The sequence below is a fragment of the Prevotella sp. E13-27 genome, from assembly GCF_023217965.1.
Classification (GTDB): domain Bacteria; phylum Bacteroidota; class Bacteroidia; order Bacteroidales; family Bacteroidaceae; genus Prevotella.
Map to the genome: position 1 here is coordinate 123,358 of NZ_JALPSC010000001.1, position 13,320 is coordinate 136,677.

Sequence of the window (13,320 nt, forward strand, 5' to 3'; positions counted from 1 at the left end):
AAAAAATGATATGAACAAAGTACTAATAACAGCCGTTAGACAGACAGTCTATAAAGACCTGATGGCGAAATATGAGAATCCAATCGAACACACCTGCGATGTCAGGGAGGGGCAGCAGTGGATCTCCATCGACGGACAACAGCCCGAAGGCATGTGTCCATCGGCATGGAGCTCCATGCGTGAGTTTGTGGAGTCATTGGCGCGTGGCGAGGGCAACTTCTACGATGGTTGGATGAAAAACCCCATGAGTGCCATGATAAGCTGCAACGACGGCTTCCGTCCGTTTAGCTTCTACATTGAAGTGATAAAAGAGTAGCGGAAGAATCCCTCATCCCTCCCATAATCGCTGGAAACGCCGATGTATAAAGGGTTTGAGCACGGGAGGGATTTTTTTAATCCCTCCCATAACCCTCCCATAACTTCGTCGCCGAACGCTGCCCCAAGGAGCACTAAAGCAAATGGAGTCGCCTGCGGCGAGAAATTAAACAAATCTAACCAAATCAAACAGAATATTTTCGACATTAATTGTCATGTAATTAAGTCATTAATTGACATTAATTCTTTTACAAGGCAAGTGGGTGGCTAATATTATACTGCGAAGCAATTAATGACTAAAGTTTCTCAAGTTGTTAAAGACCGCAGATTTCACAGATTTTACAGATTATGGCTGCGCACTATGATGAGATTTTTATTTCGATTACTGCAACTAAAGTTGCGATTAGCTGCGCGAAGCAATCTGTAAAATCGCACTTAATCGCGGCTTTAGTCGCTGTAATATGCAGCAGAATCCATGTAATCTGTGAAATCTGTGGTAGTTTTTATATATGCGAAAGTTGAGTTAATGATAATTAATGGTTAAATTAACGGCAATTATATGTTTATGAAATGAAGAAGAACCGAATCTTAGAATGCATGTAAAAAAATGTGTGATGGGAGGGGTGATGGGAGGGGTGACGGGAGGGTCATGGGAGGGGTGACGGGAGGGATGAAATTCGCGGAATCCCTTTATTTAAAGGGCTCAGCGCCATCCGACGGGAGGGATGGGGCACTTTCGTTAAAGAGTCAACAAAAAACAGAACACGAAATAAAACTGTTCGATGTTCATCAACAAGAAGCGCTTATTTTTCAACACGCTATACTTTCAAGAACGTTCCCTTACTGAGAACAGGACATTCCCTTCTTGGGAATCGATTGAAGACATAAAGAATACAACTTCATTTTGGTGTTTTCTGTGTGTCAGGAGAGTATGAGTGCTGACACAAAAGCCACAAAATATAAGATTATTTGGGCCTTATAGCCGACACTTAAATATGCCAAAGTGCTGGCATATACAATAGTAAAAATTATTTTGGCCTTATAGCCAAGACCTACCGACAAACAACCATTGAAATCTACAATAGTAGAAATTATTTTGGCCTTATAGCCCAAGTGCTCACGTATCAATGTGACGTAAATCTACAAAGTGTCAACGTACCTGTGTCACGTTTGCGGACAAAGGAGAAGTCAATCTCCTCATTCATGCGACGAAATATGTGGTCACGCGGGATGAGTATGTCATAGATGCGTGAATATTCACTGAAACTAGTTTGTCTGTAATCTCCAAGCATAGCAGAAATTTTCTGATAAGATACTAAAAATCAGCGAAATACACAATTATTTAGTGTTAATAATATGTAACAAATTGACTTTCCCCAATGTCCCGTCCGAGAGTACAATCGTTAATCAAATTAACATATTGGACTTTTTCAGTAGGCTCTAAACAAAGGCTTCCCGAAGGACAGCGAGGCTAAAAGCGTCCAACAAACGTCCAGCAAACGTCCACAACTAAAGAATATATATATGTATAGTTATTCCTTTCAGTCATAACTCTACAAACAAACAAATATACGTGCGCGTGCGCGATATTACTGGAAACGATAGTACCTGTAACTCTTACCAGACAGCCTGAAGCCAACCTCATCAAGTTTCATGTAGTCACTGCCGAAGGAAATGTAATACACCAAGGTACGAGTTTTCAGATATACATCGTCAACGGAGTAGTTGCCTGTTCCAGAGATAGCGGATTTCTCATAGGCCCATCGGTATGTGCCATCGGTGAAGAACTGCAAGGTGTCGTGGTCTGCAACCTCCTTGAAGTCGTTTGTTCCCTCTGGAGCGGAATACCTGTTGACCCACTTCCCGATAATGGCCTGCCTGTTGTAGGCTGCTTTCTGTTCTGCAGGATTTGGCGCATCGTCACCGTCACCGCCTCCACAGGATGCAAGGCAAACAGCGGCCACCATGATTGTAAAAAGTCTCTTCATATACATATATACATAAAAGAATAAAAAACGTCTCATATCGAATCTATGACGGAATCACGGAACATCTGTCCGTTGCCACACAACAGCCATTCAGCAGAAACACCGTAGTCATGTACCAAGAAGGACAGCCATTCCATGTGACAGTGGGACAGTTCATTCATCGTCACCCTTTATCATTTTTTCATGACCCCAAAAGTCTATTATAATAACGGGAAAAGCCCTGTTTTATTATCTTAATCTTATTGTTTCAATAAATCATTCTCGTAAATTAGATGCCGTTATTATGTATTGCACTTTTCCTTTGTCGCATTTTATTTGAGTTTAATTATATCGCTCCACCTTGTTGTTGGTGATGGACTCTTGAAATCGTGCTTGATGGCATTGGCGAAAACATCTGCCTTGCCCTTGCCGTCTTTCCTCGTGTACTGTTGAGAACCAAGCACTATCGTCTCGCTTCCCTGCATCCTGTTAATCCTATCTATCACTTCATCAAGCCGTTTCATCTTCTGGAACTGTTCAGCATTGATGTCGAACAAGTCCTGCTGTATTGGAGAATCAGCATCAATGCCCATCACTATCACACCGGCTTTCTTATACTGATAGCCCTGCCTATAGATTTTCTTTAGCACCTCATTGGCTGTTTCAATGATGGTTATTGAAGAACTGGTAGGCGTTATCAACCGTTGCTCCTGGAAATTCCAATACTGTGCAAGATCCTCTCTAAAGGCATTGGTATTGACAAACACACCAACAATGGAGGCAACAGTTTTTTGCTGCCTCAGTTTCTCAGCACACCTTGCAGCATAATTGGAAACCTGTGTGCGCAGTGTATCATAGTCACTAATCATGCCGTTAAAGCTCCTACTGGTACAGATACTTTTCTTCTTTGCCATTTCCTCATTCGGCACACTGTCCTCACCGTTCAACTCTCGCCACGTTCTTTGAATGACAATGTTATTGAAGGTCAGCTTGACCCAATCGCCATGATGAGCCGCAAAGTCATAAGCCGTCTTTACACCCAAGGCTTCAAGTTTGGCTGCATATCTTCTCCCGATGTCCCAAACTTCATCAATCGGGTACAGTTTAAGAGCCTTGATCCGCTTCTCATCATTGTCAATCATGCAGCAGTGACGGTAGCCCTGGTACTTCTTTGCAAAGTGTGAGGCCATCTTAGCGAGAGTCTTGTTTGGAGCCAGACCAATACTGACAGGCATACCCACATACTGCTTAATCTTCTTATGTAAATCCTCGCCCCATTTTTTCAAGTCCAAATGCTCCATGCCGTCGAGGTAGATAAAACACTCGTCGATACTATAGCGGAAATATGCAGGAACTTCTTGGCTGATAAGGCTGACTATACGCCCTGTCAATTCTCCATAAAGCTCATAGTTGGAAGAGAATACAGCTATCTTCTGGTTTGGGAACTGTTGGGCTAACTGGAAATATGGTATCCCAGCCTTTATTCCCATCTTCTTGGCTTCATTACTGCGAGCCACTACACATCCGTCGTTATTGCTCAATACAACAACAGGCTTGCCCTCCAAGTCTGGCCGAAAGACACGCTCACATGAAACGTAGCAGTTATTATTACTAATTATCAATAACAATTGTTATTCCGAATAATTCGTTATTCTGAATTTGAGTATTTACTGTGTTGTAGATAGCAAACTTCTACGAAATCTATTCGGAATAAACAATCTTGATTTCATTATTCTTCTAATCCTTATGCTAATAAAGTTAGTTAAGCGTTTATATATTAACCACTTTATTTTAGAAGATTATGGATATAGAAAAATTGAAAATTCTCCTTCCCACTTTCTATGAAAAGCTAAGGGCAAGGAATTATGGTGATGGTTATATAGGGAAGTATCAGTATGTAGCCAAGAGTTTATTTGATATCGTCGAAAATGACAAGAGTTTGAATACCTATGAGAAGGCCTATTCTGCATTGATGGCCCGACGTCCTTACAAGAAAGATTCTATTCGTGACTACCGTCGTTTAATTGGTCATTTCAAGGCTTTTGAAGAAGAGGGTATTTTCTTTCCTGACACGGGTAAACTCTGTATGTTTACTTTATCCCCCAAAGCTTATGACAAACTTTCTCCTGAATTCAAATTGTTGATAGACAGATACGTCAAGAAGGAGCGAGAGGAAGGACGAATCAAAGAAGGTAGTATCCAAACAATGGCTGGCTGCATGGCATCTCTGTTGCTGGATATCCAGCGTTTGGGAGCGAAGGATTTGGACGAAATTTCGGAATATATGGTGCGAACCGTTTTTGGAGATAGGTATGGAAGACATAACAGCTATCATGTGAGCCGACATGTTATGCGGGTATTGACAATTTGTCAAGCAATGTATCCGAATGGTGAGTGTCATAGGCTCTTGGCAAAGATTCCGGAATTCCCCCACAAAAGAAAGCTGTTTGACTACATTACAAAGGAAGAGTGCAACATTTTAGCAGCAAGTCTTAACGGCGAAGAAACGCCACTGACCTATAAGGAAAGGGCTATTGGTATGCTGGCATTCTATATGGGAATGAGGGCGAGTGACATCAGCAATTTAAGATTCGAAGACGTGGATGTAGATAAGGAGGAGATTCGGTTCGTCCAACAAAAGACGGGAACAGAAATACGAATTCCACTGTTATCGGTCATCGGCAATGCCATCGCGGACTATATACTGTCGGAACGTCCGACATGTAATACAGACAACATCTTTGTGGAAACGAATAAGCCCTACTGTGGACAAAAGCATAAACGCATCTCACACATTGCTCGTGACATATTTAAAAAGACTGGCATTAGACAGGAAACAGGGCGGAATCAAGGACTACATACAATGAGACATTCTTTTGCACTTTCATTGATAGAGAATGATGTAGAAAGGAACACTGTCCGTGAACTGATGGGGCATGTGAGCTTGGAATCCCTGAATCCATATATAGATGCAGATATTGAGAATTTGAGGGGGTGTGCTTTAGACATCAGTTCTTACATTAAAGTATTACCTACAATGGAGCCATTCAAATGCAGATTCTCCGAGATACTCACGCAATACCGGCAAGAATCTTTCAATTCCTGCAAATGGTCATATCTGAAGAACATTGCTTTTCACTCGTTTGATAGCTTCTGCCAAGAATGTGATACGAGCATTGGTAACAGTATGTTTGAGATCCTTAGATTATGGATGCAACCCTTTCCCAAAGAATCAGCAGACTATTACAAACACAGGATACAAGGCATCAGAGGCTTCCTGCGATACCTACATGAGGGAGGATGCGATGTACCAACTGTTCCAAACAATGAGGTCCCGACAAAAAAGAAGCAATTCTTGAATGCCATACCTGTCAGCTGTGCCGCTCCTTATATCCTTGAATACATGGATTACAAGAAAACATGTAAGGGGAGTCCCACTTATTATGCATCCTATCATTTGTATGACTTCGACAGATTCTGTCTTGTGAATTTTCCTGACAGCAAAGATCTCTGTCAGGAAATCATTGACGGATGGTGCATGCAGAAAAGTTCGGAGAATGCCTGTACCAAAGCAAAGAGGGTAAGTGAGTTACGTACATTTCTCAAGTTTCTCCATAGAAGGGGATATGGGACGTTTTGTTGTCCTGTCCTTACGACAAGACCGAAGACAGAGACTCTGCTGAGAAGCCCCATGCATTTACGGAATCCGAACTGTGCAATTTCTTTTTCTCGCTATCTCACCTGACAATTAAGGACTCTCCTGAATCAGAAATCACAAAACTATCTCTGCCCATATATTTCTTGCTATTGCTCTCCTCCGGGCTGAGAACATTTGAGGCACGTCTGCTTGACACAAAGGACGTGGATTTAAAAAACGGCATCATCAATGTCAGGCATACGAAAGGGTATGTGGAGCACCGGGTGGCCCTCCATCCTTCAATGCTTAAAATGCTTATGGAATATGATAAAGCTATAGAGAGACTCGTACCAAAAAGGAAGTGCTTTTTCCCGACTTCCACAGACGAGCACCATAGCGTGAAATGGGTTGATTACAATTTCCAAAAATGTTGGTATGAATTTAACAAAGAACATGCCGTGGCCTATGATTTCAGACATCGATATGCCACAGAGAACATCAATGGCCTCCCTGCTGATTCTGCACTGTTCAACAAGCACATTGCCTACTTGTCAAGAAGCATGGGGCATGCGAGTTTCAAAATGACGATGTATTATTACAATTTTACCCCGAAGATGGCCGAGCACATAAAGGCTGCCAAGGCTGAGACTTTCAATGACATATTATTAGACCGTTCAAACTTTTACAGCGATGAAAATATCTAAGCAAGCAAAAGAACTTGTCAGTCATATAGACCTTTGGCTGAAAGTATATATTCCCAAGACATGTGGATATTCTGTCCAAACAGTTATGTCATACAAGCAGGTAATGCGCCTCTATGTGGAATATTTGGAAGAAAAGAAATCTGTCACAGTCGACAGTTTTAGTGATATATGTTTTAGCCGTGAGACTGTGGAAAGCTGGCTGATCTGGTTACAAAATGGACGTGGAGGGAAACCATGCAGTCGCCGTACGAGGGATCACAGGCTAACAGTGATAAGGTCACTCCTGAAATATCTTCAGTCCCGTGATATAGCATATGCGAAAAGGTACATAGAGTCCTGCGAGATACCGATGATTTCTCACGGAAGAGGCAAAGTCGTCGCACCTCTGAGTAAAGTGGCGATGAAAGCATTTTTTGCCAGTATTGATTGCAACACTATAGCAGGAAAGCGCGACTATGCACTTTTCTCATTCATGTATGACACAGGCTGTAGAGTCGGTGAAGTCCTGTCCGTTAAGACTTGCGACCTCATACTGGACCACGGATCCCCCTATGTCATTGTCAAAGGAAAAGGTAATAAAGACCGTTGCCTCATACTTTCTGAGAAAACCGTGAACACACTCAAGGCATATATTGCATATTTCTCTATTCCGTATGATGCTAAGACATATCTGTTCCATTCAAGCCATAAGGGCCGAACGGAAAAGATGTCCGCTGATGCAGTGAACACCAGACTATACGCCATTTCCTACACTGCACATAAGACCTGTCCGGAAATACCCTTGAAGATGCATAGTCATCAGATTCGCCATTCCGCAGCAACGCATTGGTTCATGGACGGGATAAACATCGCCATGATTTCAGAATATCTTGGCCATGCCAGTCTCGAAACGACCCGTGTATATCTTGGGATAAGTCGTGAAGAGTTGGAAACAGCCTTAAGAAAAAGGGAATATATGCCTCTTGACCAGCCCAAGAAATATAAAATACAAGGAGGACTAAGAGGATTATTAGGTCTTTAGGATGGCTGTTTACCATTAGGGGGTCCCTATCCCAGAAACTGAAAAGATGGCTATTTTACTATTATGTTATTCCGAATTAATCTTGTAAACTGAGTAAATGCAGAATTACTTTTTCAGACAATTCGGAATAAAGAATTATTCGGAATAACAGTTATCACAGTCAATGATGCCGTACATAAGTATTATTCCTTTAGGGACACTTTATAGCTTACAGGTTTTCCGTTCAGCTCTTTAAGGCTACCATGAATTATTAGTAAATCTGCTTGCCTGGTAGCACTCTTGAAATTGTAAATCCTGTAAACGTAGTAATGTTCCTTGTTAAGTTCACTGTAGAATAGTTCATTGGAAGTGAAGTAGAAAGGCTGACCAACACCTCCTGTTGTGGTTTTCACCTCAATATATCTTGGGGTAATGCCATCGTCCTCTACAGATTCTATGTCATAACCCTTCCCATCACCTTCTTCTATTGAAGTGTGAATGACAGAGTGTGAGATGCCAAGTTTGCTCAATCGCTCTTTCTCATAGATTACAGCCCATTCTTCACCTAGTAGTCCAATGCCTCTGAATATTTCATCTTTCTTGGCATAGTCAACACCTTTAACTGCCTTGAACTCCCCAGAGAAACTTTCATCAACATGGGAGAACTGAGAAGCTTCTATCACTTTGGGACTGCTACTTACAATAGGTTTCTTCTTATCTGACTTGGTATAGGCGTTGTTATTAAAGTATCTGGCAACAGCATAGATGAAATCCTGAGTCAATAGGTTATAGTTCTCGTCTGTATAGCTATGCGAAAGCATCCATTTATTGTATTCTGCAATAAACTCTTTTTCCTTCAGAAGTTCTTTCTTGACTTCTTCGCAGAGACTATAGAACTCAATAAATCGATCAACCTTGCCCGTCTCTTTACGCTTATACTCCACCATGCTTGCAAATGTCTGGAATATGCTGAACTTGTATATATAATGCGCCTTGGGGTAGTGCAGAGCCAAATAAACAGAGACGGCATGAATATCCTGAAAAGATTGTAAATTATCGCGCCCTTTCCAATCGCTATGACCCTCGTCTGCCATTGTCTTTACCAACTTGTCAAAGCCAGACATATAAGCAATCGCTCTTTCTTTTAGGGGTATAGTTTCATCGAAGAGGTTTGTCAGCAACTTGTCAGTAACATCTTGTTTCTCTTTGGAAACTTCAATCAGCATACCCAAAGGATAGTATGTTTGTGAATCGAGAAGATTAACATGCTTAGATAGACCTTGAATGGTGCGTGAAGTGATTGACCCCTCGACATGGAATGTGTTTTGGAAATGCTTTATAGCTTCCCATTTATAATCTTCGAGATTGCTTATATAATCCCAATTTGAGATATAGGCGTTAATATATGGCTTTAGGTCTTTCATCTTTATCTGTTTAGAAATATATTGTTGTTGTACCTGCCCACGTCGTATCACCTGTTATTGTTATACGCAGCGAGGCAGACTTTATATTTGCCTGTATCTTAGGGTACAGGTGATGTTCTTTTTCTTCTGGAAACTGTGTGACGAGGTGACAGTGGGACAGGTTCATCGTCACCCAACTTACAAACATAGGGAGTGTAATTGCCAGAAGCCCAAATACCATTTTCTTCATACGGCTAACTATTTAAGTGTGTAATACTGTCTGTCTTTCTCCGAATAGCGGATCTTGTATTCGAAGCAGAAGCCCAAAGCTTCCACGTAATCTGTCAGCTGTTTCATGGACTTTGCTCCCATGTTTCGATATACCAAGAAGTCTTTGGGGGACTTATCTACTAACTCGAATACGTAATCAATATCGAGAACCCTCAGACAGTTCATAATACGGGTAGGGAGATCTAGCCCATAAGTTCTCTGTCCCAGTATCTTCATTACGTCAGGGCTAAGAGGCACTTCTTTCAACTCAGGATGCTCCAGCCAGTACTCGAAATACTTGTGCTCATTCAGGATGACCCTCGAATACAGTTTGTCATTCTTGGTTATATCTGTCAAGAACTGGTCGCAGAACTCATCAAGGATTTCACGCATAAAGCGTATTTCATCACGGACGGCATCTGGTGACACCTTCATGTTCTCGAAAGCACGTTGTCTTGCCTCGTTGAAAGCGTTATCAATAATCAATGCGGCTAGTGTTTCTTTCCGCATCGTTTCCAGTTGTTTACTCAGTTCGCTAATTTGTCTGGTTTGCTCTCTGAGCTTTTCAAAATTATTCTCGTGTTCTTGTTTCATATCTTTTCGAATGTTCTAATTAAATGAATAACAGTACCCCACACCTGAAACTCGTTAGGATCATCTACCTTGAACACAGGATAATCGGGGTTGGCTGGACGTAATTCGATATAGCCGTCCTTCTTGTGTGTCTCTATCATTGGGACTGGTACCTGACATTTCTAGCGAACAACGACAAGTTATGCATTTAAAATTGCGTCATTTCGCTTGTTAGCGAAAAGTTTGTACCTTTGCAGATGAAAATAGTTCCTTATCTATGCCAGATTGTAGTTCTGGCCGTGATTCGGGGCTATTTTCTGTTTAAGGAGTCAGGGGTGACTCAATGTAAAAGATTACAGGTAAAAGGCGAATTTCGTGCCTTTTTCCCCTACTCCATCGTAATCGGCAGGAATAGGGACTATCTGTCATCACAATAAGGACTTTATTACTTTGCAGGGATTGCCCACTGCCACACAATTAGATGGGATGTCCTTTACAACGACGCTACCTGCGCCGATGGTGACATTATCGCCAATGGTGACACCTGGCAGGATGGTTACGCTACCGCCAATCCACACGTTATCGCCGATGGTGACTGGCTTTGCCCACTCCTGACGGGTGTTGCGCTCCACTGGGTCGGTGCTGTGACATGCAGTATAGATGCTGACGTTAGGACCAATAAAACAGTCGTCGCCAATGGTGACAGGAGCCTCGTCGAGCACAACGAAATTGAAGTTGGCAAAGAAACGCTTGCCCACGCTGATCTGCTTACCATAGTCGCAGAAGAAAGGCTGGTTAATGAAAACCTTATCGTCACCAACATGGCCCAAAAGCCTTTTAAGTATAGACAGACGTGATGCAAAATCAGACGGGCGAAGCATGTTATATTCATGAATAATATCCTTCACCATGTTCAGCTCTTTCAACAATTCCGGGTCAACGGCCGAATAGACCTCTCCTGCCAGCATTTTCTCTTTTTCCGTCATTGTATTCAGTAATGTAATAATCGCAGCAAAGTTACAAATAAGCGCACAACGAACAAAAGAAAACCGCCTTTTTTCTTATAATTGTTGGATTTTTCGAGAAAAGGCTGTATCTTTGCGGCATGTCAAGAAGTCGTGAAGAAGCCGAGAAAGCCGGCATACAAGTCGATGATATTAAGCACAACATGAAGCGGCGCCTCCCTTGTCATAATTACAGCGACAAGGGAACCTACATGCTGACACTTGTCACGGAAGGACGCCAGCCCCTATTCGGCACGCTGCAAGGCGACGGCCTTGCGCCCTTGGGCAGCGAGAGCGAGCCGAGGGTGGTTCTGTCACCTCTGGGTAAGGCTATTCGTGACATTGAAATAAAGAAGGTCTCTGCTTTCTACCCGATGGTGGAAGTTTGGAAGCTCTGCATCATGCCCGACCATCTCCACATAATCGTCAGGGTGAAGGGGAAGATGCCCGAGGGGAAGGATCTGGGGCAGGTGGTTCGTGGATTTAAGACAGGGTGCACAAGGGCTTGGTGGGGGCTTAGTCCCTTCGGAGATGCGAAGGGAACGGGGACTCTTGGCGAAGCGAAGGGAACGGAGGCTCTCGGAGAAGCGAAAGGAACGGAGACGGCTCCTGTTCCTGCTGTTTCTCCAGCAGGCTTAGCATCTACAGCCGCTCGCCCTCTTCTTTTCGAGAAAGGCTACTGCGACAAGATTCTGCTTCGCCCTGGCCAGTTGGAGAACTGGAAGCGCTATCTTGACGACAACCCACGCCGACTGGCCATCAAACGCCAGCACCCCGATTATTTTATCGTTAGACATCAGCTGAATATAGGCGAGTGGTCGTGTCAATCTGTAGGTAATCGCTTCTTGCTAAACATACCCGACAAGGCTGCTGTCATCGTTCACAGTGGCTATAGCGACGCTGAGTTTGAGATGTATAAGGCAAAATGGCTCGCCATCGCAGAGGAAGGCGGTGTGTTGATAAGTGCAGCAATTGCGACAAGAGAAAAAGAGGTGATGCGCGAAGCTATGAATCGCGGCTATAGACTTATCTATCTTCGAGAAAACGGTTTTCCAGAGTTATACAAGCCTGCTGGTGAGTCTTTCACTGCCTGTTCGGAAGGCCGACTACTACAAATAAGTCCTTGGGATTATCACATGCAACGAAAGACTATTTCGCGCGAGCAGTGTCTAAAACTGAACCGCCTTGCAGAAGAAATTGCTAATACACCTTACTTCTCATTTTGAGTCTGGCACCTACCATCCATATGGACGACAAGCATTATTTACTCAGCATAATAAGTGAAGGCGAGCACCAACAGCAAGACTTCAAATATCGTGTAGCCGATGCATGCAAACTGGCAAAGACGGTTTCGGCTTTTGCCAACACCGATGGTGGTCGCCTGCTCATTGGAGTACGTGATGATGGTCATCTATCGGGAGTAAGAAGCGAGGAGGAGATTTACATGATGCACCAAGCTGCATACAAATTCTGCAAGCCAGAGGCAAGCATTAAGTTCGACACATATCATGTAGATGGCAGGACCATCGTAATTGCCACCGTTCCGCCTTCCGCCAACCGTCCTATTTGTGCACTGAACGAAGAGGGATGCAAACGTGCCTATATTCGCATAAAGGATGAGAACATCGTTGCATCACCCGTTCATCTTGCTCTTTGGCGCGAATCACAGAAGCAGCAAGGTGCAATTCTTACCTATAACGACGAGATCCGGCTATTGCTTGACATATTGCAAGAGCAACAGTCACTCAATCAGACTGTTCGCAGTTCGCACCTTCCACGTCATAAGGTCATCACACTACTGGCACGTCTCATCCGTTTCGGTAATGTGAGATGCGAATATATCAACCAACATTTCCTGTTTTGCCAGAAGTGATGAATCGATGTGTCAGGAGACGTCTCTTCGATTCTTGATTTTCCATCCCAGGGCTGCCACGAGGATGGTCATCAGCGGACTAAGGATATTGAAGAAGCAATAAAGCGCACAGATTACACAGGCACAGACTAAGAAGAACTGGGGAGACAACAGCTGAACACCATAATATATCAGTGTGGGCACCACACCGCTAATCATCCACGAACCAGACAGCATGCCCACCGTCAGAAGAATAAGTATCATGATGGCAACACCACCCACCGTCTTCTCTATCTGCTGCTCGAACGATTTCCAAGGCTCACGATAGAACACCATTGAGATAAACACGCACACAGCCATTGCCGCCAAAAGCGAAACCTGACTGCCGCCACTGAGCGAGTCGCTGCCAAACAGAGCAATAACCATAGCCAGAAGGCCTATCAGCACCACCAACGGAATGGCCGACACAAGGGGATGAGGGAGTCTTTTCATCATTCGGATTTGAGTTTCTGCTGCAAAAGTACAAAGAAATGCAGAAAAAACTTTGCGGATTGAATAATATTCTCTATTTTTGCAAAATATCTGAAAAACGTTA

General features: G+C 43.2%; 15 protein-coding genes. 6 read left to right on the forward strand and 9 right to left on the reverse strand.

Annotated elements, in window-relative coordinates; all coding sequences use genetic code 11:
- Positions 1-10 precede the first annotated feature (10 nt).
- On the forward strand, positions 11-316 hold the full coding sequence (locus tag M1L52_RS00540) for a TIGR04076 family protein (protein WP_248612885.1): 306 nt from the start codon (positions 11-13) through the stop codon (positions 314-316).
- A gap of 1,588 nt (positions 317-1,904) precedes the next feature.
- On the opposite strand, the gene M1L52_RS00545 is transcribed toward M1L52_RS00540, so the two are convergent.
- From M1L52_RS00545 to M1L52_RS00550, 3 genes are all read right to left on the reverse strand, one after another.
- Positions 1,905-2,303 (reverse strand): hypothetical protein, encoded by a 399-nt coding sequence (locus tag M1L52_RS00545; RefSeq protein WP_248612886.1) that lies wholly within the window; start codon positions 2,301-2,303, stop codon positions 1,905-1,907.
- Between the two features lie 32 nt (positions 2,304-2,335).
- Positions 2,336-2,464 carry a hypothetical protein gene (locus M1L52_RS16335; protein WP_262917923.1) on the reverse strand — a complete coding sequence of 43 codons (129 nt, stop codon included), beginning with the start codon at positions 2,462-2,464 and terminating at the stop codon, positions 2,336-2,338.
- A gap of 150 nt (positions 2,465-2,614) precedes the next feature.
- Complete coding sequence (locus M1L52_RS00550; protein ID WP_410896762.1) at positions 2,615-3,910, reverse strand: Y-family DNA polymerase; 1,296 nt, start codon at positions 3,908-3,910, stop codon at positions 2,615-2,617.
- A 173-nt stretch (positions 3,911-4,083) separates the two neighbouring features.
- Between M1L52_RS00550 and M1L52_RS00555 the strand changes: the two genes are divergently transcribed.
- From M1L52_RS00555 to M1L52_RS00565, 3 genes are read left to right on the forward strand one after another with little or no spacing between them, the layout of a single operon-like run.
- Positions 4,084-6,027, forward strand: coding sequence for a tyrosine-type recombinase/integrase (locus M1L52_RS00555; protein WP_248612888.1), 1,944 nt, complete (start codon positions 4,084-4,086; stop codon positions 6,025-6,027).
- Positions 5,922-6,623, forward strand: a complete 702-nt coding sequence (locus M1L52_RS00560) for a tyrosine-type recombinase/integrase (RefSeq protein WP_262917962.1) — start codon at positions 5,922-5,924, stop codon at positions 6,621-6,623. Before M1L52_RS00555 ends, M1L52_RS00560 begins: the two co-directional genes overlap by 106 nt.
- Positions 6,610-7,644: a tyrosine-type recombinase/integrase gene (locus M1L52_RS00565; protein WP_248612889.1), complete on the forward strand. Its 1,035-nt coding sequence runs from the start codon at positions 6,610-6,612 to the stop codon at positions 7,642-7,644. Before M1L52_RS00560 ends, M1L52_RS00565 begins: the two co-directional genes overlap by 14 nt.
- A 182-nt stretch (positions 7,645-7,826) precedes the next feature.
- Here M1L52_RS00565 and M1L52_RS00570 read toward each other — a convergent pair whose 3' ends face one another.
- From M1L52_RS00570 to M1L52_RS00590, 5 genes are all read right to left on the reverse strand, one after another.
- Positions 7,827-9,047 (reverse strand): DUF3883 domain-containing protein, encoded by a 1,221-nt coding sequence (locus tag M1L52_RS00570; protein WP_248612890.1) that lies wholly within the window; start codon positions 9,045-9,047, stop codon positions 7,827-7,829.
- 10 nt (positions 9,048-9,057) lie between these two features.
- A complete protein-coding gene (locus tag M1L52_RS00575; RefSeq protein WP_248612891.1) occupies positions 9,058-9,276 on the reverse strand; it encodes a hypothetical protein in 219 nt (72 codons plus the stop codon).
- Positions 9,277-9,284: 8 nt separating this feature from the next.
- Complete coding sequence (locus tag M1L52_RS00580; protein ID WP_248612892.1) at positions 9,285-9,890, reverse strand: DNA-directed RNA polymerase subunit alpha C-terminal domain-containing protein; 606 nt, start codon at positions 9,888-9,890, stop codon at positions 9,285-9,287.
- Positions 9,887-10,030 (reverse strand): LexA family protein, encoded by a 144-nt coding sequence (locus M1L52_RS00585; RefSeq protein ID WP_248612893.1) that lies wholly within the window; start codon positions 10,028-10,030, stop codon positions 9,887-9,889. The genes M1L52_RS00580 and M1L52_RS00585 overlap by 4 nt, the downstream gene beginning before the upstream one ends.
- A gap of 267 nt (positions 10,031-10,297) precedes the next feature.
- Positions 10,298-10,855: a sugar O-acetyltransferase gene (locus M1L52_RS00590; RefSeq protein WP_248612894.1), complete on the reverse strand. Its 558-nt coding sequence runs from the start codon at positions 10,853-10,855 to the stop codon at positions 10,298-10,300.
- A 119-nt stretch (positions 10,856-10,974) separates the two neighbouring features.
- On the opposite strand from M1L52_RS00590, the gene M1L52_RS00595 reads away from it, so the two are divergent.
- Together M1L52_RS00595 and M1L52_RS00600 are read left to right on the forward strand one after the other, a co-directional pair.
- A complete protein-coding gene (locus M1L52_RS00595; RefSeq protein WP_248612895.1) occupies positions 10,975-12,099 on the forward strand; it encodes a hypothetical protein in 1,125 nt (374 codons plus the stop codon).
- A gap of 20 nt (positions 12,100-12,119) precedes the next feature.
- Complete coding sequence (locus M1L52_RS00600; RefSeq protein WP_248612896.1) at positions 12,120-12,746, forward strand: helix-turn-helix domain-containing protein; 627 nt, start codon at positions 12,120-12,122, stop codon at positions 12,744-12,746.
- Positions 12,747-12,758: 12 nt separating this feature from the next.
- On the opposite strand, the gene M1L52_RS00605 is transcribed toward M1L52_RS00600, so the two are convergent.
- A complete protein-coding gene (locus tag M1L52_RS00605; RefSeq protein ID WP_248612897.1) occupies positions 12,759-13,220 on the reverse strand; it encodes a hypothetical protein in 462 nt (153 codons plus the stop codon).
- Positions 13,221-13,320: the final 100 nt, after the last annotated feature.